20 protein-coding genes, 1 tRNA gene and 1 pseudogene are annotated in these 22,828 nt (G+C 71.2%); 9 read left to right on the top strand and 13 right to left on the bottom strand.

Features of this window, described 5'->3' with window-relative positions; genetic code table 11:
• Window positions 1-69: 69 nt before the first annotated feature.
• Window positions 70-693, bottom strand: coding sequence for a DUF461 domain-containing protein (locus tag OHA55_RS13230; RefSeq protein ID WP_266705990.1), 624 nt, complete (start codon window positions 691-693; stop codon window positions 70-72).
• A 731-nt stretch (window positions 694-1,424) separates the two neighbouring features.
• Between OHA55_RS13230 and OHA55_RS13225 the strand changes: the two genes are divergently transcribed.
• From OHA55_RS13225 to rlmB, 6 genes are all read left to right on the top strand, one after another.
• Window positions 1,425-1,907 (top strand): CarD family transcriptional regulator, encoded by a 483-nt coding sequence (locus OHA55_RS13225; protein WP_003953493.1) that lies wholly within the window; start codon window positions 1,425-1,427, stop codon window positions 1,905-1,907.
• 562 nt (window positions 1,908-2,469) lie between these two features.
• Window positions 2,470-3,306, top strand: coding sequence for a 2-C-methyl-D-erythritol 4-phosphate cytidylyltransferase (gene ispD / locus OHA55_RS13220; protein WP_266705988.1), 837 nt, complete (start codon window positions 2,470-2,472; stop codon window positions 3,304-3,306).
• Window positions 3,296-3,811 (top strand): 2-C-methyl-D-erythritol 2,4-cyclodiphosphate synthase, encoded by a 516-nt coding sequence (gene ispF / locus OHA55_RS13215; RefSeq protein ID WP_266705986.1) that lies wholly within the window; start codon window positions 3,296-3,298, stop codon window positions 3,809-3,811. The genes ispD and ispF overlap by 11 nt, the downstream gene beginning before the upstream one ends.
• A gap of 185 nt (window positions 3,812-3,996) precedes the next feature.
• Window positions 3,997-4,401 (top strand): PPOX class F420-dependent oxidoreductase, encoded by a 405-nt coding sequence (locus tag OHA55_RS13210; protein ID WP_266705984.1) that lies wholly within the window; start codon window positions 3,997-3,999, stop codon window positions 4,399-4,401.
• A gap of 192 nt (window positions 4,402-4,593) precedes the next feature.
• Window positions 4,594-5,994 (top strand): cysteine--tRNA ligase, encoded by a 1,401-nt coding sequence (gene cysS / locus OHA55_RS13205; RefSeq protein ID WP_266705983.1) that lies wholly within the window; start codon window positions 4,594-4,596, stop codon window positions 5,992-5,994.
• 107 nt (window positions 5,995-6,101) lie between these two features.
• Window positions 6,102-7,058 (top strand): 23S rRNA (guanosine(2251)-2'-O)-methyltransferase RlmB, encoded by a 957-nt coding sequence (gene rlmB / locus OHA55_RS13200; protein ID WP_266705981.1) that lies wholly within the window; start codon window positions 6,102-6,104, stop codon window positions 7,056-7,058.
• A 169-nt stretch (window positions 7,059-7,227) separates the two neighbouring features.
• On the opposite strand, the gene OHA55_RS13195 is transcribed toward rlmB, so the two are convergent.
• The 7 genes from OHA55_RS13195 to OHA55_RS13165 are packed head-to-tail and all read right to left on the bottom strand — an operon-like array spanning window position 7,228 to window position 14,081.
• Complete coding sequence (locus OHA55_RS13195; protein WP_266705979.1) at window positions 7,228-8,772, bottom strand: glycosyltransferase family 2 protein; 1,545 nt, start codon at window positions 8,770-8,772, stop codon at window positions 7,228-7,230.
• Window positions 8,773-8,822: 50 nt separating this feature from the next.
• Entirely contained in the window at window positions 8,823-9,722 is a 900-nt protein-coding gene (locus OHA55_RS13190; RefSeq protein ID WP_266705977.1) for an ABC transporter permease, read from the bottom strand.
• On the bottom strand, window positions 9,706-10,404 hold the full coding sequence (locus tag OHA55_RS13185; protein WP_266710625.1) for an ABC transporter ATP-binding protein: 699 nt from the start codon (window positions 10,402-10,404) through the stop codon (window positions 9,706-9,708). Before OHA55_RS13185 ends, OHA55_RS13190 begins: the two co-directional genes overlap by 17 nt.
• Window positions 10,405-10,441: 37 nt before the next feature.
• Window positions 10,442-11,671 (bottom strand): sulfate adenylyltransferase subunit 1, encoded by a 1,230-nt coding sequence (locus OHA55_RS13180; RefSeq protein WP_266705975.1) that lies wholly within the window; start codon window positions 11,669-11,671, stop codon window positions 10,442-10,444.
• A complete protein-coding gene (gene cysD / locus OHA55_RS13175; RefSeq protein ID WP_266705973.1) occupies window positions 11,672-12,721 on the bottom strand; it encodes a sulfate adenylyltransferase subunit CysD in 1,050 nt (349 codons plus the stop codon). It abuts the gene before it with no gap.
• Window positions 12,718-13,311 (bottom strand): adenylyl-sulfate kinase, encoded by a 594-nt coding sequence (cysC, locus tag OHA55_RS13170; RefSeq protein WP_266705971.1) that lies wholly within the window; start codon window positions 13,309-13,311, stop codon window positions 12,718-12,720. Before cysC ends, cysD begins: the two co-directional genes overlap by 4 nt.
• Window positions 13,305-14,081, bottom strand: a complete 777-nt coding sequence (locus OHA55_RS13165) for a sulfotransferase (RefSeq protein ID WP_266705969.1) — start codon at window positions 14,079-14,081, stop codon at window positions 13,305-13,307. Before OHA55_RS13165 ends, cysC begins: the two co-directional genes overlap by 7 nt.
• Window positions 14,082-14,350: 269 nt before the next feature.
• On the opposite strand from OHA55_RS13165, the gene OHA55_RS13160 reads away from it, so the two are divergent.
• Both OHA55_RS13160 and OHA55_RS13155 read left to right on the top strand, forming a co-directional pair.
• Window positions 14,351-15,394 (top strand): dTDP-glucose 4,6-dehydratase, encoded by a 1,044-nt coding sequence (locus OHA55_RS13160; RefSeq protein WP_266710623.1) that lies wholly within the window; start codon window positions 14,351-14,353, stop codon window positions 15,392-15,394.
• 177 nt (window positions 15,395-15,571) lie between these two features.
• Window positions 15,572-17,236, top strand: a complete 1,665-nt coding sequence (locus tag OHA55_RS13155; RefSeq protein WP_266705967.1) for a DoxX family membrane protein — start codon at window positions 15,572-15,574, stop codon at window positions 17,234-17,236.
• A 128-nt stretch (window positions 17,237-17,364) separates the two neighbouring features.
• On the opposite strand, the gene OHA55_RS13150 is transcribed toward OHA55_RS13155, so the two are convergent.
• The 3 genes from OHA55_RS13150 to OHA55_RS13140 form a co-directional block, all read right to left on the bottom strand.
• Window positions 17,365-18,084 (bottom strand): nucleotidyltransferase family protein, encoded by a 720-nt coding sequence (locus OHA55_RS13150; protein WP_266710621.1) that lies wholly within the window; start codon window positions 18,082-18,084, stop codon window positions 17,365-17,367.
• Between the two features lie 73 nt (window positions 18,085-18,157).
• Entirely contained in the window at window positions 18,158-18,571 is a 414-nt protein-coding gene (locus OHA55_RS13145; RefSeq protein ID WP_266705966.1) for a hypothetical protein, read from the bottom strand.
• A 353-nt stretch (window positions 18,572-18,924) separates the two neighbouring features.
• The gene (locus OHA55_RS13140; protein ID WP_266705964.1) at window positions 18,925-20,061 is read right to left on the bottom strand and encodes an ABC transporter ATP-binding protein; all 1,137 of its coding nucleotides are present in this window, start codon (window positions 20,059-20,061) and stop codon (window positions 18,925-18,927) included.
• A gap of 212 nt (window positions 20,062-20,273) precedes the next feature.
• Between OHA55_RS13140 and OHA55_RS13135 the strand changes: the two genes are divergently transcribed.
• Window positions 20,274-20,348: transfer RNA gene (locus tag OHA55_RS13135), tRNA-Thr, on the top strand.
• Window positions 20,349-20,549: 201 nt separating this feature from the next.
• On the opposite strand, the gene OHA55_RS13130 is transcribed toward OHA55_RS13135, so the two are convergent.
• The gene (locus OHA55_RS13130; protein WP_266705962.1) at window positions 20,550-21,353 is read right to left on the bottom strand and encodes a hypothetical protein; all 804 of its coding nucleotides are present in this window, start codon (window positions 21,351-21,353) and stop codon (window positions 20,550-20,552) included.
• 212 nt (window positions 21,354-21,565) lie between these two features.
• Window positions 21,566-22,795, bottom strand: a pseudogene (locus tag OHA55_RS13125) (tyrosine-type recombinase/integrase); the annotation flags it as partial.
• Window positions 22,796-22,828: the final 33 nt, after the last annotated feature.

The following is a 22,828-nucleotide window of genomic DNA, read 5'->3' as shown; positions in this document are numbered from 1 at the left end:
GGATGAGTGAAGGGCGCCTCCCCCTCGGGGAAGGCGCCCTTCACTCGTGTGCGCGTGGCGGAGCCGGCCTCACTCGGCGGCGGGGGACGTCTCGCCGCCGGTCGGGGTCGCGGAGGCGTCCGGGGACGCGGTGGCGTCCGGGGAGGCCGAGGCGTCGGGCGACGCGGCGGCGGTGGGCAGCGCGCTCGGCCCGAAGCCCTTGAAGTAGGAGCGGGAGGGGACGACCGTGGCGCCCAGCGCGATGTCGCCGCTGTCGCTGAGGCGGAAGACGACCTGCTCGATGTTGCCGTTCTGAGTGGCCTGGCGGCCGTTCTCGATGACGGCGGACGCGTTGCCCTCGCCGCCGAGGACGATCTTGCCGCCGGCCGGGACCACGAGCGGCCCGTCGCCCTTGGCGGCGTGCAGCTCCACCTCGGTGCTGGACCGGGGCAGCGTGATGGCCTCCAGCGTCTCGTCCTCGGTTCCCTGGTTGAACAGCGCACCGGTGACCACGGCGGGACCCTCGGCGTCGTGCTCGGGCTGGGTGACGACGTTCACGTTCTGGATCTTGATGTCGCCGACCGAGGTGGCCGCGTTGTCCGGCCGGACCTGGAGCGTTGCCGCGTCGTTGCCCGCGGCGCACGCGGACAGCGAGGCGATCGAGATCACAAGGGCAGTGGCGGCGAGAGCGCCGTGTCGAAGGCTGCGGCTCACGGCGGCGGCAACTCCTTGAACGTTCGGTTTCTGCGGACTACGGACGTGGTGCGCAGGTGCACTGCACGACCGCGCAGGGCGGCGGACCGAGTGACGTAAAGCCGCCCTAAGGGTGTGTCAGCGGCCTTAGGCTACCGAGCCGCCGCTCACGCCTCACACCCGACCCGCCCCTTTGCCCCGAGGCTCTTCACCGGGACCCGCGCGGCCCACCCGGGTCCCCGGCCCCCGGCGCGCCCGGACCGATCACCCCGCGGGTGGCCCCGGCGTCCCGGACACCCTCCGACATCCGGCGTTCACAAAACGCGAATGATCAATTTTCCCGCCGGTGACGCATTCGTCGGCGGAAAAGCGAGAGGGCCGTTGCCGCAGTCGTTGTGGCGGTCGTTGTCGTGGCGGTTGTCACGATCCGCTTGATCAATTTCAATGGGGTGGCGAAACTTCCTTCGATCGTGTGATCGATCTCCGAACGCATGGAAGAAAGTGCGGCTCCTCGAATCCGGCAAAACGGGATCTTTAACCCGTTCGGGCAGCGTTCCCGGGCGTGGGAACGGCGCGTTTCCGGCCGGTCGTACAACGGCTCCGACCTGCGAATACCGTCTTCGCGAAGCCTCGCGCAGCACGTTCCGGATGCTGTTGTCAAGCCCCGAGATATGCCCTGACCTGCGAAAACGCCATTCAGGAGGAGCGGTTCTCGTGTTACCCTGGATAGCCACGGAAGGGGTACCTGTCACATGACGTTCAAGGTTGGCGACACCGTGGTCTATCCCCATCACGGGGCCGCGCTGATCGAGGCTATCGAAACTCGCCAGATCAAAGGCGTGGACAAGACCTACTTGGTGCTCAAGGTCGCCCAGGGCGACTTGACGGTTCGTGTGCCTGCGGACAATGCGGAGTTCGTGGGCGTGCGCGACGTGGTCGGGCAGGACGGGCTGGACCGGGTCTTCGAGGTGCTTCGCGCGCCGTACGCCGAAGAGCCGACGAACTGGTCCCGTCGCTACAAGGCAAATCTGGAGAAGCTCGCCTCTGGCGATGTCATCAAGGTCGCCGAAGTGGTGCGCGACCTGTGGCGTCGTGAGCGCGAGCGTGGACTCTCCGCCGGAGAAAAGCGCATGCTCGCCAAGGCCCGCCAGATCCTGGTGAGTGAGCTCGCTCTCGCGGAAAACACGAACGAGGACAAGGCCGAAGCCCTGCTCGACGAGGTTCTCGCGTCCTGAACCGGATCACACCGGTCGTACGAATATGCCGTAGTCCCCGCTGACCAGCCGTTTTGCACGGCGAGTCTCCGGGGGCCGCGGCATGTTCGCGTTCTGGGCGTGTGTGGTCGGTGGGCACGGTGCGTCTTTCGCCCGCGCCTGGGACCGCTCGTACCCGGCCACGCGCGCGCCTCGGCCGGCGTTCATGCCCCCGCGCCACCGACTTCCGGTCCCGGTGCGGCGGGTTTCCGATGCGGCGGAACCCACCGCACCGGAATCACCGCGTGCGGGGGGCCGGACACCTGGGCGCCCGGCGCATTTCAAGATTCTTTTTCGGCCACCCGGATACGGCTGAATTCGGCCGGATACCAGGTGGTGGTCGCGCCGGTACCTGTACAGCTAGCGTCCCCCTCGGCCGGTCGACGCACCGGCCGCCACGTGCCGTCGCCACGACTCGCTCGACCGGGTCACGGAAGGGGTCCGGACCGAGGCAGGCCGTTGTACGGCGGCTCGCCCGGTGCCCTACCCACGTCGGCCGTGGCGACAAACCTGCTGAAGCTTCGGAGTGCAAGCGATGTCACCCATGTCACCGTCCGACGTGCCGCCGCCCGACGTGCCGCGGCTCCCCGGGGGCGCGCAGGCGCCCGTCGGAGCCGCCCCGGCCGGCGATACGGCCCGGCCAGGGCGTCCTCGGCGGACCGCCGCAGTCATCCCCGCGGCCGGCCGCGGGGTCCGGCTCGGCCCCGGCGCCCCCAAGGCGCTGCGCACCCTGAGCGGCACGCCCATGCTGATCCACGCCGTGCGGGCCATGGCGGCCTCACGCGCCGTCTCGCTCGTCGTGGTGGTCGCCCCGCCGGACGGAGCCCCCGCCGTGAAGAACCTGCTCGACGCGCACGCCCTGCCCGAGCGCACCGACTACGTGGTGGTGCCCGGCGGCGAGACCCGCCAGGAGTCCGTCCGCCTCGGCCTGGAGGCGCTGCCCGAGGACGTGGCCACGGTCCTGGTGCACGACGCGGCCCGCCCGCTGGTGCCGGTCGACACCGTGGACGCGGTCATCGAGGCGGTACGCGGCGGAGCCCCGGCCGTGGTGCCCGCCGTGCCGCTCGCCGACACCGTCAAGGAGGTCGAGCCCTCGGTGGCCCCGGGCGCCCCGGAGCCGGTGCTCTCGACCCCCGTACGGGCCAGGCTGCGCGCGGTGCAGACCCCGCAGGGCTTCGACCGCGACACCCTGGTGCGGGCGCACGCGACCGTGGTGTTCGGCGCCGAGGGCGCCACCGACGACGCGGGCATGGTGGAACGTCTCGGCGAACCCGTCGTCGTGGTGCCCGGCCACGAAGAGGCGTTCAAGGTGACCCGGCCGCTCGATCTCGTGCTGGCCGAGGCGGTACTCGCACGCCGGAGGGCGAACGATGGCTTCTGATCCCCGTCCCGTTCCCGATTCCCGCCCCGTGATCCCGCTCGTCGGGATCGGGACCGACATCCACGCCTTCGAGGAGGGCCGCGAGCTCTGGTGCGCGGGCCTGAAGTGGGAGGGCGAGGGGCCGGGACTGGCCGGGCACTCCGACGCGGACGTCGTCGCGCACGCCGCCTGCAACGCCCTCTTCTCCGCCGCGGGCCTCGGCGACCTGGGGCAGCACTTCGGCACCGGTCGCCCGGAGTGGTCCGGCGCCTCCGGCGTCACCCTGCTGACCGAGGCCGCGCGCATCGTCCGGGCGGCGGGCTTCGAGATCGGCAACGTCGCCGTGCAGGTCGTCGGGGTACGGCCCAAGATCGGCAAGCGCCGCGAGGAGGCGCAGCAGGTGCTCTCGGACGTCGTCGGCGCGCCCGTCTCGCTCTCCGCCGCCACCTCGGACGGTCTCGGCTTCACCGGCCGGGGCGAGGGCATCGCGGGGATCGCCACCGCGCTGGTGTACCGCGCCCCCTGAGGCCGGACCCGGGCCCGCCGCCGTACGGTCGCGGGCCCGGAGGCCCGCCCACTCCCGTCCGGTTTTCACTCTTCCGGTGGGGCCGGTCCGGGAACGAACGGAGCGGCCGCGTGGTTACGGGGGTACGAGACGCAGATCACGTACCGTCACAGCCCGTCACCGCCATGCGCAGGAGGATGTAGGTCATGACCGCCGCACTTTCCGATGAGCTCAAGAAACTGCTGGACACGCCCGTCTTCGTCAACGTCGCCACCATCCAGCCGGACGGCAGCCCGCAGGTGTCACCCGTGTGGGTGGCGCGGGACGGTGACGACGTGCTGATCTCCACCACGGTCGGCCGGCGCAAGGAGAAGAACCTGCGCCGCGATCCCCGGGTCACCGTCCTGCTCCAGCCGTTCGACGCGCCGTACTCGTACGCCGAGATCCGCGGCGAGGCGACCCTGTCCACCGAGGGCGGCCAGGAGCTCATCGACCAGCTGTCGCGGAAGTACACCGGCAAGGGGTACGCGGACTTCAACCCGGACTCGGTGAACGACGCCGAGCGGGTGGTCGTGCGGATCACCCCGCGCAAGGTGGTCGGCCGGATCTGAGGCAGGCCGCCGCCGCCCGCGCCGTGGAGAGTTTTCCGCGCGGGCGGGCGGCCGTGCCACACCCGCCCCACGCCTCCCACCTGCACCCCGTGCCCCGTGGAAAGGCCCTCCCGAGGCCCGCATAGCAGAAAAGTTACCCCGTGACCTCCCAGAGGTCGCGGGGCACTGGTGTCGGCCTACTACCCTGGAGCCGTGACTATTCGCCTGTACGACACCAGCGCCCGGCAGATCCGTGACTTCGTCCCGCTCACCGCGGGCTGTGTCTCGATCTACCTCTGTGGCGCTACCGTCCAGGCCGCACCGCACATCGGGCACATCCGTTCCGGCCTGAACTTCGACATCATGCGCCGCTGGTTCGCGTACCGCGGCTACGACGTGACGTTCGTCCGGAACGTCACGGACATCGACGACAAGATCATCCGGAAGTCCGAGGAGCAGGGCCGCCCCTGGTGGTCGATCGGGTACGAGAACGAGCGCGCGTTCAACGACGGTTACGCCGCCCTCGGCTGCCTGCCGCCCACCTACGAGCCCCGCGCCACCGGCCACATCACCGAGATGATCGAGATGATGCGCGGCCTCATCGAGCGTGGCCACGCCTACGCGGCGGACGGCAACGTCTACTTCGACGTGCGCTCGTTCCCCGGGTACCTGGAGCTCTCCAACCAGAACCTCGACGACCTGCGCCAGCCGTCCGGCGAGGGCGAGACCGGCAAGCGCGACCAGCGCGACTTCGCCATGTGGAAGTCCGCGAAGCAGGGCGAGCCCAGCTGGGACACCCCGTGGGGCCGCGGCCGCCCGGGCTGGCACCTGGAGTGCTCCGCGATGGCGCACAAGTACCTCGGTACCGAGTTCGACATCCATGGCGGCGGGATCGACTTGATCTTCCCGCACCACGAGAACGAGATCGCCCAGTCCAAGGCGTTCGGCGACACCTTCGCGAAGTACTGGGTGCACAACGGCTGGGTCACCATGGCCGGCGAGAAGATGTCGAAGTCGCTCGGCAACTCCGTGCTGGTGAGCGAGATGGTGAAGGCGTGGCGGCCGATCGTGCTCCGCTACTACCTCGGCAGCGCGCACTACCGCTCGATGATCGAGTACAGCGAGGCGTCCCTGCGCGACGCCGAGTCCGCGTTCGCGCGGATCGAGGGCTTCGCGCAGCGGGTCACCGAGAAGACGGGCGAGACGGTCGAGCCCGCCACCGAGGTGCCGCCGGCCTTCGCCGAGGCGATGGACGACGACCTGGGCGTCCCGCAGGCGCTCGCGATCGTCCACACCACCGTGCGCCAGGGCAACTCCGCGCTCGCCGCCGACGACAAGGAAGCCGCGATCGCCCGTCTCGCCGAGGTCCGGGCCATGCTCGGCGTCCTCGGCCTGGATCCGCTCGACCCGCACTGGGCGGGCGAGGGCGACCGGGGCGAGGATCTGCACGGTGTCGTCGACACGCTCGTCCGGCTCGTGCTGGACCAGCGCCAGGGCGCCCGCGAGCGCAAGGACTGGGCCGCCGCGGACGCGATCCGCGACCAGCTGAACCAGTCCGGGTTGGTCATCGAGGACAGCGCGAGCGGTCCCCGGTGGACGCTGGGACCGCGCTGAGCACCGCGTATCGCACGGCGCCCACCGGCGCGAATGTGCCGCCCGGCCGTCCGGGCGGCACACTTTCACTTGTAGAAGCATTTCTGAAGCAACGAAACAGGTAGGTCATGGCCGGGAACAGCCAGCGCAGGAACCGCCGCACGTCCAACAAGAAGGGCGCGCAGGTCGGCAGCGGTGGGCAGCGACGCCGTGGCCTCGAAGGCAAGGGCCCGACGCCGCCCGCCTCCGCCCGCAAGGGACACAAGAAGAACCGCATCGCGAACGCCGCGGCCAAGCAGGCGGCGGCCCGTCGCCCCGCCCCGCGGCGCGGCGGCGTCAAGGGCACCTCGGAGATGGTCGTCGGCCGCAACCCGGTCTACGAGGCGCTGCGCGACGGCGTCCCCGCGGTGACGCTCTACGTCCAGCAGTTCATCGACAACGACGAGCGGGTGCGTGACGCGCTCAAGCTCGCCGCCGACCGCGGCAACATCAACCTCATGGAGGCGCCGCGCCCCGAGCTCGACCGGATGACGAACGGCCTGAACCACCAGGGCCTCGTCCTCCAGGTCCCGCCGTACGAGTACGCGCACCCGGAGGACCTGACCGCCGCCGCGTACGACAACGGCGAGGACCCGCTGATCGTGGCGCTCGACGGGGTCACCGACCCGCGCAACCTGGGCGCGATCGTCCGGTCCGTGTCGGCGTTCGGCGGCCACGGCGTGGTCGTCCCCGAGCGGCGTGCGGCCGGCATGACGGCGGGCGCCTGGAAGTCGTCGGCCGGTACGGCCGCGCGCACCCCGGTCTCCCGGGTCACCAACCTGACCCGCGCGCTGGAGGGCTACCAGAAGGCGGGCCTCACGGTCGTCGGTCTGGCCGCCGACGGCGAGCACACGGTGGAGGACCTGGAGCAGCTGGCCGGTCCGGTCGTCATCGTGATCGGCAGCGAGGGCAAGGGCCTCGGCCGCCTCGTGGGCGAGACCTGCGACTACCGCGTCCGCATCTCGATGCCGGGTGGCGCCGAGTCGCTGAACGCCGGTGTCGCGGCCGGCATCGTGCTCTACGAGGTGGCCCGCCGCCGCGCGTGAGCGCCCACTGACCACCGGCCCGGTACCACGCGCCCGGGCCGGTACGCATGACGAGAACGGCCCCGGGGCCGCCCGCACGAGCGGGTGGCCCCGGGGCCGCTTTCGTACGGCGGGGGTCTCGGGGCCGCTTTCGTACGGCGGTGCTCTCGGACCGTACGAGGGGGGTGGCTCAGACCAGCCCGCGGAGCCGCGCCAGCAGGGCCGCCGCCCTGCGCCGGGCCGCCCGCTTGAGGCGGAGGACCGTGACGGGGCGGGCGGGCGGGGTGGTGAGCACGGGCGGGGCGCCGTCCGTACTGATGAGGAGGCTGAGCGGCAGCGGGGCGTCGCGTTGCCAGCCGCAGCTGCTGATGCGCACCTTGAGGTCCCATGTTCCGGCGTTACGGCCCGAGTTGAGGGTGTCCGGGGCGATCGTGGCGACGGTGGTGTGGACGGTCCGGAAGGCGCCCGGGGCGCTCGGGTCCGGTATCCGGGTGACGCTGGTCTTCGACGGGACGAAGAACTCCTCGGCGCCGCCCCTGCGCCGGGCCAGCACGTCCATCGTGGCGTTCCTGAGTGCCTTGGTGACGTCCAGCGCTTCGGCGGGGATGCCGTCCACCGGCACGGCCAGGGCGTCGGCGCCGTCCGGGCGGTGGGTGAAGGTGAGCGGGGAGCCGCCGGAGAGCAGCTCGCCGGTCGCGGTGATCTCCTCGACGGACGGGGCGGAGGCGGTGGCCTTCGCGCGGACCGCCGACTCCCATCCGGCGAGCTCGCGCACGGCGTCGATGCGGTCCTGGACGAGGAGTTCGGCCGCCGCGCGCTGGCGGGCGGGCAGCCCTGCGGCGACCCCCGGGCCGAAGCGCTCGGCGACCAGGCGGCGGGCCTCGCGGAAGAACTCCGCGCGCCACTCCTCGGGGGCGTCCAGGAACCGCTTCCCGCTGAGCCGCTCGACCGTCTCGACCCGGAGCCACCGCCGGTGCAGCCGGTCGCGGACGGCGCCGGGTGCGGTGTTCGCGTCGACGATGTCGAGCGCCTCGCGGAGGTTGCCGAAGTATCCGGCGGGGTCGAAGGTGCGGAAGCCCGCGTTGGAGTGGTCGGGGCGGGCCACGTGGTAGTAGCAGACGTAGTCGGAGAGGACCGAGATCCGCCGGGCCGCGAAGTAGGCGGCCATCACGAAGACGTGGTCCTCCAGCCGGCGTCTGCCCTCGGGGAAGCGCAGCCCGTGCTCCAGCAGGAAGGACCGCCGGAACATCTTGTGCGGGGTGAGGCTGTCGACCAGCGCGCTCTTCTCCGGCCGGGCGTCGGGGAGGTTCCTGCGGAACAGCTCACGGGGGACGCCCCGGCCCCGGCCGGCCATCCGGCCGACCACGATGTCGGAGCCGTTCTCCTCGGCGTACGCGTACAGCCGTTGCAGGGCCTCGGTGCCGAACCAGTCGTCGTTGTCGGCGAATTGGACGTAGGTGCCCCGGGCGCGCTCGATCCCCAGGTTGCGGGGGCGCGAGGGCCAGCCGGAGTTGGGTATGTGGACGACCGCGAAGTGCGGGTGCTCCGCGGCGAGCCGGTCCAGTCGTGCTCCGGTGCCGTCCGTCGAGCCGTCGTCCACGAAGATCACCTCGAACTCGTCCGGGGCCAGCGTCTGGTGGAGCAGTGAGTCGATCAACTCGTCCATGTGCGCACCGGGGTTGTACACGGGGACGACGACGCTGACCTTCGGCGGAGGGGAGGAGGCCGGGCTCATGGCGGTGCCTTTCGGGGCGTGCGGACGTACGCGAAGGGGGGTGTCGGTGTTCAGAGCCGGCCGGGGAGCAGGCCCCGGGCGCGCAGCACCCGGCGTTCCACCGGGGTGAAGAGAGCGGATTCCATGACGATGCCGACGGCGAGCACGAGGAGGACGGCGGCGAGCACGAGTGCGGTGTCGTCGTTCTCCTTGCCGGAGTTGAGCAGCCCGCCGACGCCGGGCAGCGGGGTCGCGGTGATCAGCTCCGCGGTCATCAGCGCCCGCCAGCCGAAGGTCCAGCCCTGCCGCAGCGCGGCCACCAGCCCGGGCAGCGCGGCCGGCAGCAGGATGTGCCGGACGAGCGGGGGCCCGGTGGCGCCCAGCGAGCGCCCGGCCCGCACCAGCAGCGGCGGGATCTGCCCGAGCGCCCCGGCCACGCCGAGTGCCACGGACGGTACGGCCCCGAGCAGCACCACCGCGTACACCGCCTTCTCGGACTCGCCGAAGGCGATGACCCCGAGCGGTACGAGACCGGCGGCGGGGAGCGACTGGAGCGCCGAGAGGACCGGGGCGAGCGCCCCGCGCGCGGCGCGCACCCGGTGGATCAGCAGCCCGAGGAGGGTGCCGAGCACCGCGGAGACCGTGAACCCGCAGGCCGTGCGCAGCAGGCTGTGGCCGAGAGACGGCCACAGGGTGCCGTCCCGCCGCGCGTCGCCCAGGGACGAGGCGACGGCGGCGGGGGAGGGGAGGGTGGCGGAGAGGCCGAGTGCGTACGCGCCCTGCCAGAGCAGCAGCAGGACGAGTGCGGAGAGGGCCGGGGCGCCGGCCGTGGCGCGGAGGCGGGCGACCCGTCTCCGGGCGTTTCCGGCGTGCGCCGGGCGGCGTACCGGGGCGGTCTCCAGGCGGTCGAGGCCCTCGGTGAGAGCAGTGGTCCCGGCGGTCCGCTCCTTCTCTTCAGTGGGCGGGGGCATGGCGCCGGATCTCCTCCCGCAGCCGTGCGGTGATGGTCGCGCCGTCGGCCCCGGGCTCACCGGCCCGCCAGCTGTGGGCGATCCGGCCGGGGTGCGAGGAGAGCAGCACGACGCGGGTGGCGAGCCGGACGGCCTCGGACACCTGGTGGGTGACGAAGACGACGGTGAGCCCGCGTGCCTTCCAGACGTCGAGGAACACCTCGTGCAGGACGTCGCGGGTGATCGTGTCGAGCGCGGCGAAGGGTTCGTCCATCAGCAGGACCCGGCTGCCCTGCGCGAGCGCGCGGGCCAGGGCGACGCGTTGCCGCATGCCGCCGGAGAGTTCGTGCACGGGCCGGTCGTACGCGCCCGGGAGCCGCACCAGGGCGAGCAGCCGCCGGGCCTCCGCGTCCCGCTCCGCCTTCGGCAACCCGCCGAAGCGGAGCGCGAGTTCGACGTTCCCGCCCGCGGTGAGCCAGGGGAACAGCGCGTGCTCCTGGAACATCAGGGCGGGTCGCGGCGACGGCAGCGACACCGTGCCCGAGGAAGGGTGCTCCAGCCCGCCGAGCAGGCTCAGCAGGGTGGACTTCCCGGAGCCGGACGCGCCGAGCACGCAGAGGAACTCCCCCTGCCCGACGGTGAGATCGAGCCGGTCGAGCACCGGCGGCTCGCCGGTCCGGTAGGTGTGGGTGACCTGCTTCAGGACGAGTGCGGGCGCCCGGCCCGGGGTCGGCACGCGATCACCGGACCATGCCCGCGGTCAGCGTGGCGCCGTCAGCGGGGTCGATGAGGAGGAAGGAGCCGGTCCGGCGCGAGGCGGCGTACGGGTCGGCGGCGAGCGGTTCGGCCGTGCGGAGGCGTATCCGGCCCAGCACGTTGGTGGTGAGGCCGTCGGGCCGGCCGGGCAGGTCCCGGACGATCGCCTTGACCGTACGGGTGGTGTGCCGGAGCAGCACCCGGTCTCCGACGCGCAGGGCGCGGTCGTGCAGGTGGCAGACGTCCGCGTCGACGTCCCGGGTGAGTGCGGGCGCCTCGGCCACCGGCGCGATGAGGTCGCCCCTGCCGATGTCCAGGTCGTCGGCGAGGCGTACGGAGACCGAGTCCAGGGCGTACGCGGCGTCGACGCGCCGGCCGAGCCGGTCGACGGCGGTGACGGTGGAGGTGACGCCCGAGGGGAGCACCACCACCGCGTCACCGGCGCGCAGCTCGCCGGAGGCCAACTGGCCCGCGTACCAACGGTCGTCGCCGTGCCGGATGACGTACTGCACGGGGAGCCGGGCCGGAGTGTCCGCCGCCGTGTCGTCGGTGCGGACGGTCTCCAGATGGTCGAGGAGGGTGGGACCCGTGTACCAGTCCATGTGCGCGGAGCGGTCCACGACGTTGTCGCCGGTCAGTGCGGAGACCGGTATCGCGGTGAACTCCGTCATGGGGTGATCGAGTTCGGCCGCGCACCGGGCGAAGTCCTCGGAGATCCGCAGGAACTCCTTCTCGGACCAGTCGACCAGGTCCATCTTGTTGACGGCGAGGACGACGTGGGGGACGCGCAGGAGGGCGGCGACGGCGGCGTGGCGGCGGGTCTGTTCGACGACGCCGTTGCGGGCGTCGACGAGGACGACGGCGAGTTCGGCGGTGGAGGCGCCGGTGACCATGTTGCGGGTGTACTGCACGTGGCCGGGGGTGTCGGCGAGGATGAACCGGCGCCGGGCGGTGGCGAAGTAGCGGTAGGCGACGTCGATGGTGATGCCCTGCTCGCGTTCGGCGCGCAGGCCGTCGGTGAGGAGGGCGAGGTCGGGGGTGTCCTGGCCGCGGTTGCGGGAGGCGTGCTCGACGGCCTCCAGCTGGTCGGTGAGGACGGACTTGGAGTCGTGGAGGAGCCTGCCGACGAGGGTGGACTTGCCGTCGTCGACGGAGCCGGCGGTGGCGAAGCGCAGCAGGGTGGTTTCGGCCAACGGCGTTGTGGTGGTGGTCATTTAGAAGTACCCCTCGCGCTTGCGGTCTTCCATCGCGGCTTCGCTCATCTTGTCGTCGGCGCGGGTGGCGCCGCGTTCGGTGAGGCGGGAGGCGGCGATTTCGGCGATGACGGCGTCGAGGGTGGTGGCGTCGGAGTCGACGGCTCCGGTGCAGGACATGTCGCCGACGGTGCGGTAGCGCACGAGGCGGGTTTCGGTGGGTTCGGTGTCCTTGGGGCCGCCCCAGTCGCCTGCGGTGAGCCACATGCCGCCCCGGTCGAAGACCTCGCGGTGGTGGGCGAAGTAGATCTCGGGGAGCTCGATGCGCTCGCGCTGGATGTACTGCCAGACGTCGAGTTCGGTCCAGTTGGAGATCGGGAAGACGCGGACGTGTTCGCCGGGGGCGTGGCGGCCGTTGTAGAGCTGCCAGAGTTCGGGGCGCTGGCGGCGGGGGTCCCACTGGGAGAACTCGTCACGCAGCGAGAAGACGCGTTCCTTGGCGCGGGCCTTCTCCTCGTCGCGGCGTCCGCCGCCGAAGACGGCGTCGAAGCGGTGCTGCTGGATCGCTTCGGTGAGGGGGACGGTCTGGAGCGGGTTGCGGGTGCCGTCGGGGCGTTCGCGCAGGGTGCCGGCGTCGATGTAGTCCTGGACGGAGGCGATGTGCAGGCGCAGCCCGTGGGCGGCGACGGCGCGGTCGCGGTGGTCGAGGACCTCGGGGAAGTTGTGCCCGGTGTCGACATGCAGGAGCGTGAAGGGGATGGGGGCGGGGGCGAAGGCCTTCAGCGCGAGGTGGAGCATCACGATGGAGTCCTTGCCGCCGGAGAAGAGGATCACCGGCCGCTCGAACTCCCCCGCCACCTCACGGAAGATGTGCACCGCCTCCGACTCCAGCGAATCGAGGTGCGAGCGTTCGGGGCGCACGCGCTCGGGGGCCGTCGGGCGGGGGCCCGTGACCGTGTCGGTGCGGGGCGCCGGGCCGGTGTGCGTACCGCGGGCGTCGGCGCGGGTGGCCGTCGACATCGTGAGGGTCGTGAGGGTCGTGGGGGCCGGGACGGCCGTGCGGGTGTTCATGCGGGGTCCTCCCCGTCGTGCGGGACCGGCGCGCCGGGGCGGGCCGGTCCGTCGAGCAGTTCCAGGACGGCCTCGGCCGATGCGGCCACCGTCCGGCGGTGGGTCCCGATCCGCAGATCGGGCGACTCCGGTGCTTCGTACGGGTCGTCCACGCCGGTGAGGCCGCTGATCTCGCCCGCGGCCTGCTGGGCGTACAGGCCCTTCACGTCGCGTACCGAGCAGACCTCCACCGGGGTCGCGACATGGACCTCCAGATAGCGGGTGCCGCTCTTCGCGTGCCGGGCGCGGACCGCCTCGCGGCTGTCGGCGTACGGGGCGATGACCGGGACGACGGCGACGACGCCGTTGCGTGCGAGGACTTCGGCGACCAGTCCGATGCGCTGGACGTTGGTGTACCGGTCCTCGCGGGAGAAGCCGAGTCCGGCGGAGAGGAACGTACGGATCTCGTCGCCGTCCAGCACCTCGACCCGGCGGCCCGCCGCGCGCAGCCGCTCCTCGACCGCACGGGCCACGGTGCTCTTGCCGGAGCTGGGCAGGCCGGTCAGCCAGACGGTGGCGCCGCCGGACGGGATGCGGCAGGGGTTCAGCACGGGTACCCCCAGGCGCGGGAGATCTCGCGCAGCCGGGCGGGGACTTCCTCGGCGGAGGGCAGTGCGCGGGCCGGCTGGATTCGGCCGGACTTGATGTTGTCGCTCCAGTCCCCGATGAATGCCTGGAAAGGACCGTGGTCCTGCTTTCCGTAATTCAGCATTTCCGGGGTCCATTCGACACCGATGAATTCGCAGATTTCCTGGGTGACGGTGGCGGGGTCCTCGGTCAATTCCTCGTACCGCACGGTGAGCCCCGGCAGGGCGGCGCGCGCCTCGTGGACGGCGTCCACGTAGGTCTTCACCTCGGAGACGGTCCGGTCGAGGTCGCGGTCGGGGCGGCCGTCGATGAGCGAGCTGACCATCGAGGCCGGGTGGCGCAGCAGGAAGACGAACCGGGCGTCCGGCCAGGCCTCGTGGAGCCGCCGCCAGATGAGGGCGTTGCCCGGCGTCTTGTCGACGATGACGTCCTTGCCGCTGTGCACCAGTTCGCGGTGGAGCACCCGGTCCCAGAGCAGATGCTCCAGTTCTTGCTGGTCAAGGCCGAGCTTGTCCATCGCCTTTTCGCTGTACGCCTTCTGCAGCCGCACCTCCAGGGTGCGCAGGTGCATCTCGTGGGGGGCGCGCACCGAGGGGTGGCTGTTGAGCAGCACCCGCAGCAGGGTGGAGCCGGAGCGCACGGACGAGATGACGAAGACGGGGTCCGGAACCAGCCGTGCGCCCCGGGGAGCGGGCCTCGCGGGTGCCGGTCGTCGGGTGGTCGCCGCGCCCACGCGGTTCCTCAGGGCGCGCAACGTCCGGCGGGCCCGGCGGCCGGCCGCCCTCACCCGTGGGTCGTGCTGGAGCATTCGGTTCGTACCTCCTCGGACATGCGGCATTCCGCACTGCGTACCCCGAGTTTTATTACGTGTTCATTAAGCGGCCGTGATTCGGAACTGTGCCGTTGGTGAGATCTTTCTGAAATGTTGATGAGAAAGGGGGCTGTGTTACGGTCGCCTGCGTGCGGAGAGAGATAATTCCAGGAACGAATTTCCGGAACGGGGTGGAGGGCTCGCCGTCCCGGGTCGGTGGCGGGCTCCGCGAGTCCCGCGGCGGCCCGACCCGTCTTCTCGTCACCGGTGGGGCGGGCTTCGTCGGCTCCGCGTACGTACGCCGGCTCCTCGGGCCCGAAGGGCCGGGCGACGTGACCGTGACCGTCCTGGACAAGCTGACCCACGCGGGCACCCTGACCAACCTCACGACGGTGCTGGCCGATCCGCGGTTCGGCTTCGTCCACGGGGACGTCTGCGACCCCGCGGTCGTCGCCCGGCTGGTCGCCCGGCACGACGAGATCGTCCACTTCGCGGCCGAGACCCAGGTGGACCGGTCGGTCGACGGTACGGCGGTCTTCGTGTCGACCAACGTGCTCGGTACGCAGACCCTCGCCCAGGCCGCCCTGCGCGGCGGGGTCCGCAGGTTCGTCCACATATCCACCGACGAGGTGTACGGGCCCGGGGGCGCCGGTCCGCGCGCCGAGGACGCCCCGCTCGCCCCCGCCTCCCCGTACTCCGCGTCGAAGGCGTCCGCCGACCTGATCGCGCTGGCCCACCACCGCACCCACGGCCTGGACGTGCGTGTGGTCCGGGCGGCCGGCACGTACGGCCCGCACCAGTTCCCCGAGCACACCGTGCCGTCCGTCGTGACCCGGCTGCTGGGCGGCCTCGACGTGCCGCGCGGAAGCGGGGCCGGGGGCGGCGCCGGGGACGGGCGGGTGCGGGACTGGCTGCACGTCGACGACCACTGCCGGGGCGTCGAACTCGCCCGGACCCGGGGCCGCCCCGGCCGGACGTACAACCTCGGCGGCGGCGCGGAGCTGAGCGAGGCGGAGCTGACCGGGCTGGTGGCGGAGGTGTACGGCGGCAGCCCGGTGCCCCGCCGCGCCGGGGCGTCCACGCGTCCGGGCGACGTGGGGCCGCCCCGCGCCGCGTGGTCGCGCGCCTGTTCGGAACTGGGCTACCGGCCGCGTCGCGCGCTCCCCGAGGCGCTCGCCGAGACCACCGCCTGGTACCGGGACAACCGTGCCTGGTGGGAGCCCCTCACCTCCTGACCGGGACACGGCGGCAGTGGTCCGCACGGGGGACGTGCGAGGGTACGCACAGCGGTACGCACGGGGCATTCCGGGCGGGCCGTGAACCGGAACGAGGAACTCCACTCGACCTGTTGACGGTTCTCGGACACTTAGGCGAGGTCAAGGCAGTGTCCTAACGTCACGTCACTCGGTTAGATGAGTGTGGACACCAGAACGCCTCGGTTCGACGATCAACCCGCCCTGAGCATGACCAAGGTGGACAGCGACCCCGCGCAGGTCATCGTCAACCACGCCAGCTTCCGGGTGCAGCTTCCCCCGGGCCAGCGCGCACGGCTGCGGGGTGCGGCTCCGGTCGGCGCCGCACGCGTCCCGGCGATGAGCGGAGCCGGGGGGCGCAGGCGGGCCCCGGTCGTCTGGAGCGGGAGGTCGGAGCCGGGCGACCCGGGCGCGTCGGGCCTGCTCCAGGCCGTACGCAACTCCTCCACCGGACATCTGGACCCCCGTACGGCCACCGGTGCCACCCGGCTCGTCCCACGCCTGGACGAGACGCAGCCCAACCCGGTGCTGCCCAGCCAGGAGCGCACCGGCGGTCCGCTCCTCCCGCCCATGCGACAGGCGGTCGGCGCGTACGACGGGACCGGTCCCGCGTACGACGGCACGGGCAGCGGATACGACGGCACGGGCAACGGATACGACGGCCGCTTCGACCGGTACGAAGAGAAGTACGGCGAGGGCCGGTTCGACGACCTGGACGACGACCTGGACGAGGACCCCGAGGTCCGCGACCGGCGGTCCACCGGCGACTCCGTCCGGCACGCCTACTACCCGGGCCGCCGCATGAACCTCGGCGTCGTTCTCTTCCCGCTCCGCGTCTTCCTCGGCCTCATCTCCGTCTACGCGGGCATGGGCAAGCTCAGCGACCCCGTCTTCTTCGACGGCGGCGAACGCGGCTCCATGGTCAAGTGGCTGAACTCGCTCCACCCGTGGGAGGCGGCCGAACCGCTGCGGGACGCCGCCCTCACCCACCCGGTCGGCGCCGGACTCACCGTCGCCTTCCTGCAGGTCGTCGTCGGTGTGCTCACCGTCCTCGGCCTCTGGCAGCGCGTCGCCGCCGCCTTCGGCGCGCTGCTCTCCGCCGCGCTGCTGGTGACGGTCAGCTGGCACACCGTCGCCGTCTTCGACGCCCCGGACATCATCTTCCTCGCGGCCTGGAGCCCGCTCGTCATCGCGGGCGCCCCGGTCTACTCGGTGGACGCCCGGCTGGCCGGCGAGGCGTGGCGCCGGCTCGGCCCGCGCTCCGGGATCTGGGACCTCCGCAGCCGGGTCCTGCGACGCGGATCGGTTCTGGCGAGCGTGGTCGTCGGACTCACTCTCCTCGTCGGCTCGGTGCTGGGCGGGGCGGTCCGCTCCACCCAGGTGGTCACCGTGCCCGGCCCGAACGAGAAGCCGACCAACCAGCTTCCCGGTATGCCGCTCCCGGAGGAGACCCCCGAGGAGTCCAAGGCGCCGAAGAAGCCGGTCCAGGAGCACACCCCGGTACCGTCCCGCTCCGTCGCCCCGGCGACCCCGTCCGCGGAGCGCACCGCCCCGAGCGACGAGTCCACCGCCGGTGAGGACTCCACGGGCTCGGGTGCCGAGCCCAGCGCGACGCAGGGCACCGTCCAGCAGCCCCCGCGGCAGGAGACGCCCCCGCAGGCGCCCCCGTCCGCCAGCTCCGGCCCGTCCTCCTCCGGTTCCACCACCGGCGACGGAGGCGGTGCCGGCGGAGGCGACGGCTCGGACCCGTCCGACGGCGACAGCGGTTCCGGCGACTCGACCTCCGGCGGCGGCCGGAACCCGCTCGGCGGCCTCCTCGGCTGAGCGGGCGCCGCGCACGACGGCAGGAGTACGGCGAAGAGGTCCCACCGGACGTTCCGGTGGGACCTCTTCGCCGTTCGCGTACCTGCGGGGAGGTTCGGGGGCCGGGGCTGGACGTGATGCGCGGGTGGTCAGCCGGCGGAGCGTGCGCCGAGTTCCTTGGCGGCCTCGGTCAGGTCCTTCGCCGTGTCGATGGCCCGCCAGTAGGCGCCCTGCGGCAGCGGGTACCCGGCGAGCAGACGCTCGCGGGCCAGCCGGGGGAAGGTGGTCCGCTCATGGTCGCCCCGGTCGGGCAGCAGCTCAGTGAAGGCCGGGGAGAACACGTACACACCCGCGTTGATCAGGTACGGGGACGGCGGCGACTCGATGAAGTCGGTGATGTGCCCGAACGCGTCCGTCTCCACGGCACCCCACGGAATGCGCGGCCGGGCCAGGGCGAGCGTGGCCGTGGCGTCGCGCTCCGTGTGGAACGCGGCCATCTCGCGCAGCGAGAAGCGGGTCCAGATGTCGCCGTTCGTGGCGTACCAGGGCTGCTCCGGATCGGGCAGCCGGGCGGCGGCGTACTTCAGCCCACCGCCACGCCCCAGGGGCTCGTTCTCGACGACCGTCATCACGTTCAGCGGGAGGACGGCCGAATCCAGCCACTCCTGGAGCACCTCGGCAAGATGGCCGCACGAGATCACGACGTCGGTGACGCCCTCGGCGGCCAGCCAGGAAAGCTGATGGCCGATGATCGGGGTCCCGGTGCCCGGGATCTCGACCATCGGCTTGGGACGGTCATCGGTGTACGGGCGCAGTCGCGACCCCTGGCCACCGGCCAGGACCACGGCCTGCGTCGGATACGTATGCAGCATGCCAGGCACGATATGCCGTGCCGGCCGGTGGTGTTCGGCCGAACTGCGGGGCCGGCCGGACCGTACGGGCTCAGCTGAACTGCGCGACGCCCGAGGCGAACGAGGTGTCGCAGACCGGCCGCGAGAAGCGGTGCGCGCGCGTCGGACCGTACTGCTCGACGGCCGCCTTGCCGAGCGCCTTGGCGATCGACATGCAGTGCCGGGCGAGCGAGGGCTTCTGCTCCACGGCCCGCTGAAGGTCCGTCAGGGCGACGCCCGGGTCCTGCTCCTTGAGTTCGACGAGCAGCTTCTCGCGCAGGATGTCCTGCGGGGCGAGCGGCTTGGCCTTCTGCGACACGGTCGCGGAAGCCGCGGTCAGCAGCTGGGTGTCCGTGTTCGGTGCTGACCACGGCACGCGGGTGACCGCGAGCGTCCCGGACAGGACCATGACGACGGGCAGGACGAAGGCGAGAGTTCGGCCGATTCGGCGCGCGGTGTGGGTCACGCAGCGAGCGTAGCGTTCCGTGATGATTCGACGACCTTCCGTCACTCTCGCGGGGGAGAGTTCGAGCGCATTTTTCGAATCCGAGGTTGACGGAGAGGGGTGAATTGCCCCGGGTGGGGCCGGTATTCACCGCTCGTAAGGCATCCCGGACATCCCGGACTCCAAACCCGTCGGCTTGGTCGCGTGGGCGCCGGGCCGGCCGCGTGCGTAGGCAGGCGGGCATGTACGTGCGCGCGACGGGCGGGTACGACGACGGTCCCGCCTCCTCGGAAGGAGACGGGACCGTCGATGTGTTCAGGTGCTGCCGCCCGGGGCGGTCAGGCGCCCGCGCGGCGATGCGCGCCGGGAACGGATCAGGCGGTGAGGCGCTCGCCCGTCGAGGTCGCGAAGACGTGCAGCTCGTCCGGACGCGGGACGACGTGCAGCTTGGTGCCCTTCTCCGGGACGGCGCGGCCACCGACGCGGACCACGAGGTCCTTGTGCTGGCCGCCGACCTCGGCACCGCCGTAGACGAAGCCGTCGGCGCCGAGCTCCTCGACCACGTTGACCGAGACGGCGAGGCCGGCCGGGGCGTCGGAGGAGGCCTTGGTGAGGCCGGTCGCGGCCGCGCCACCGTGCTCGACGATGTCGAAGTGCTCCGGGCGGATGCCGACCGTGACGGTGGTGTCACCGCGGTTCGCGGCGGCGGTGAGCGCCTCGCGGGAGACCGGGACGACGCTGTTGCCGAACTTCACGCCACCGTCGGTGATCGGGACCTCGATGAGGTTCATCGCGGGGGAGCCGATGAAGCCGGCGACGAAGAGGTTGGCCGGGCGGTCGTACATGTTGCGCGGCGAGTCGACCTGCTGGAGCAGACCGTCCTTGAGGACCGCGACGCGGTCACCCATGGTGAGGGCCTCGACCTGGTCGTGGGTGACGTACACGGTCGTGATGCCGAGGCGGCGCTGCAGCGAGGCGATCTGCGTACGGGTGGAGACACGGAGCTTGGCGTCGAGGTTCGACAGCGGCTCGTCCATGAGGAAGACCTGCGGCTCACGCACGATGGCGCGACCCATCGCGACACGCTGACGCTGACCACCGGAGAGCGCCTTCGGCTTGCGGTCCAGGTAGTCGGTGAGGTCCAGCATCTTGGCGGCCTCTTCGACCTTCGCCCGGATGTCGGTCTTGTTCACACCGGCGATCTTGAGCGCGAAGCCCATGTTGTCCGCGACGGTCATGTGCGGGTACAGCGCGTAGTTCTGGAACACCATGGCGATGTCCCGGTCCTTCGGCGGCAGGTGCGTGACGTCGCGGTCACCGATGCGGATGGCGCCGGCGTTGACGTCCTCGAGACCCGCGAGCATGCGCAGGGAGGTCGACTTGCCACAACCGGAGGGACCGACGAGGACGAGGAACTCGCCGTCCGCGATGTCGATCTCGAGCTGGTCCACCGCGGGCTTGGTGGAGCCGGGGTAGATGCGGGACGCCTTGTCGAACGTGACACTGGCCATGCTGATGCTTCTCCTTCACCGGCAGGAACGTGCCGGACGATCCGAGTAACGGAGTGAGATGGTCCACTCGGGTGAACCCGAGGTGACGCTACCTGGCGTTTTCCGTTCTGTCTGTAGTTCAGGCCACGTGAATTTCACGCCCTGGACACACGCCGCATTGGTTACACTGCACGGGCACGCGACGGGTCCGCACAGGGCACGCGCCCGCGCTCGCCTCCTTAGCTCAGTCCGGCCAGAGCAACGCACTTGTAATGCGTAGGTCGTCGGTTCGAATCCGACAGGGGGCTCGGAAGAACCCCAGGTCACATAGCCCGTGGCCTGGGGTTTTCTGCTGCTCCGGGCGTGGCGCGTCAGATGGGTGGGGTGCCGGGGGATCGCTTGCGTGAGCGCTGCGTGAGCGGCGGGGGCCAGGGCCTACTGGGCGAGCCTGCTCCGCCTGGCGACCTGGCCCTTCCGTTGCTCTCAGCCAGCTTTCTTTCCTGCTTGAGCTACCGGGTCATGGGTGGCGTACCGAGTGTCTGCCGTACCGCGCTGGTGAAGCGTTCCCGACTGAGTTCCCGGGCCTGCTTGTTGCGTGTGAGGGCAGCCACCATCGCGGATGCCGCTTCCGCTGCCCCCGACAGGCGCGCGAAATTCTCCTCCAGTGCTTCCTGCGCTTCCCCGGAAGCGTGACGGTACTGCTGGATGCTCCTCATCAGCTCGCCCAAAAGGGGATGGCCATCAAGATCTCGTAGGCTCCGCCCTTGATCGCGATAGGAGCGCATGAGCTCACCAAGTTGCTCGGTGTGTTGCCTGTACTCCTCTGTTGCATTGGCCATGGCGTCGGGGGGAACCGCTCGGCTGTCGACCGCTGCTGTCGCAGCTTGGGCTACCTCGATGAACCGGGTGGAGACTCTGACGTCTTCCTGCATCGTCTCGGTCAGCTCCTCAGCTGTGCGTGTGACCTCTTCCGGTCCCAGGAGTGCGATGCGCCGTGCACGTTCCGCCATTCGACCTGCGGCTTCTCCGAGATTTTCGAGGCCCGTGGAATCTGGGTCGTGCACTGCTGCCGATGCTTGGGTGATTCGTAGGCATTCATCCCAGGCTTCGAGGAAGCTCTCGTACGTACTGAGCCGCTGCTGCCTCAGCCAGTGGCCGTGTTCCACGGCGGCTTGGTCCTGCACTTGTCGTCGAACGGTCTCGGCGTTCCTCTCGGCGCCGAACCTGGCTGCTCGTGCTCCAACAAGGGCGCCTAGCCCGGTTGCAGCCAATCCGATCACTGCGATCACGAGAGGAATCACGAAGTCCTTCACGGCAGCTAATCATGTCGGTTTGGCATGCACTTGGAAACGGTGCGTCGGGCGGGACGCGGCTTAGGTGAACGCTCCTCATGGGTTGCGGGAACAAGGCGCTGCCGTCGTCGCCGCGTGGAGCTCACCCGAAGCAGGGCGTAAAAAGCAGGGAGGTGCCGTGGTGTACCTGGATGAGCCGCCGATGGCTACCTCCCGGGCTTCTGGTGCTCTGCTTAGGCTTGGGGGCTCACGTTGTGCTTCGCTTTCTTCGCCGACAGGACCTGGGCCTTCTTGGCGCGCTGGGCCTTCTTCCGGGCCTTCTCCACTTTGCGGGCGGCTTCCTCCGCCTCGGTCTTCCGCTGGAGCGGGACCAGCTTGGCGGTGGCCTCGGCGGCGCTCCTGCCGACGTGGGGGAGGACGCTCTGGTAGATGTCACGGGTGATCCGGGTATCGCTGTGGCCGAGGGTGTCGGACACGATCTTGACGTCGATGCCGGCGGCGAGCATCAGGGTGGCCGCTCCGTGGCGGAGGTCGTGCAGGCGAATCGGTGGCAGGCCCGAGGCCGCGACGAGACGCTCGAAGAGGTCGGTCACCTTGCCGGGGTGGAGCCAGGAGCCGTCCTCCTGAGTGAAGACGAGCCCGGTATCCACCCAGGCCGGTCCCCACGCCTCGCGGTCCGCCTGCTGTTGCTCGCGGTGCCGCTTCAGGACGCCGACGGTGTCGTCGTCCAGCGCCACGACGCGGAAGCCGCTGTCGGTCTTCGGTTCCGACGCCTCGATGTCCCAGCCGTCCTGCACGAGCTGGCCCGAGACAGTGAGGGAGTGCCGGTCGAGGTTGGTCTCCGACCACGGCTGCCCGCACGCCTCGCCCCGGCGCAGGCCGCGGAAGGCGATCAGGTGCCACATGGCGTACAGCCGGTCCTCGGCGACGAAGTCGAGGAAGGCCCCGGTGTGTTCCGGAGTCCACACCATGACGGGGGAGGGCTTCTCGCCGGTCTGCCGCCACTTGGCGACTCGCTCGTCTGTCCAGACCAGTGCCTTCGGCTTACGCGCCGCGTCGATCTCGACGTGGGCTGCCGGGTTGAACGTGATGATCTGCTGGCCGATCGCGTCGTTCAGGGCGGCGCGGAGCGTGGCCTTGACGTGCTGGCGCGTCGAGGGACCGGTGACGCGGCGGTAGGGCGGCATCGCGTCGATCGCCGCTTTGAGGGCCTTTCGGCGAGCGCGATTCTCCAATCCCTTCCACGGAACAGCAGCCAGCTCATCGACCGCTGATCGCCGCTGGGCGTTCTGCTCCAGGGCCTCGGCGTTGGCGTCCGCGATGGCCGTGAACATCTCGCTGAGGTGGCTGACGCGTAGCCGGTCGAGGCGCCGGCCGCCGATGTGCGGTTTGAGGTGCACGCGGACGTCGGTCTCGTAGCGGTTCAGGCCGGACTTGCGGATCCGCTTGCCGGCCAGCCAACGGTGGGTCTGTCAAACGAGCGGCTCTGTTTCGTA

It is taken from the genome of Streptomyces sp. NBC_00102 (genome assembly GCF_026343115.1).
Classification (GTDB): Bacteria; Actinomycetota; Actinomycetes; order Streptomycetales; family Streptomycetaceae; genus Streptomyces.
Note: the sequence above shows the minus strand (reverse complement) of the source record. Positions and strands in the feature narration are given on the sequence as shown.

Coding starts and splice junctions, on each gene's coding strand:
- OHA55_RS13190 (WP_266705977.1), bottom strand. CDS start 9,722: ATGCCCCCGCCCACTGAAGAGAAGGAGCGGACCGCCGGGACCACTGCT.
- OHA55_RS13210 (WP_266705984.1), top strand. CDS start 3,997: ATGACCGCCGCACTTTCCGATGAGCTCAAGAAACTGCTGGACACGCCC.
- rlmB (WP_266705981.1), top strand. CDS start 6,102: ATGGCCGGGAACAGCCAGCGCAGGAACCGCCGCACGTCCAACAAGAAG.
- OHA55_RS13180 (WP_266705975.1), bottom strand. CDS start 11,671: ATGACCACCACCACAACGCCGTTGGCCGAAACCACCCTGCTGCGCTTC.
- OHA55_RS13155 (WP_266705967.1), top strand. CDS start 15,572: ATGAGTGTGGACACCAGAACGCCTCGGTTCGACGATCAACCCGCCCTG.
- OHA55_RS13225 (WP_003953493.1), top strand. CDS start 1,425: ATGACGTTCAAGGTTGGCGACACCGTGGTCTATCCCCATCACGGGGCC.
- OHA55_RS13195 (WP_266705979.1), bottom strand. CDS start 8,772: ATGAGCCCGGCCTCCTCCCCTCCGCCGAAGGTCAGCGTCGTCGTCCCC.
- ispD (WP_266705988.1), top strand. CDS start 2,470: ATGTCACCGTCCGACGTGCCGCCGCCCGACGTGCCGCGGCTCCCCGGG.
- OHA55_RS13140 (WP_266705964.1), bottom strand. CDS start 20,061: ATGGCCAGTGTCACGTTCGACAAGGCGTCCCGCATCTACCCCGGCTCC.
- ispF (WP_266705986.1), top strand. CDS start 3,296: ATGGCTTCTGATCCCCGTCCCGTTCCCGATTCCCGCCCCGTGATCCCG.
- cysD (WP_266705973.1), bottom strand. CDS start 12,721: ATGAACACCCGCACGGCCGTCCCGGCCCCCACGACCCTCACGACCCTC.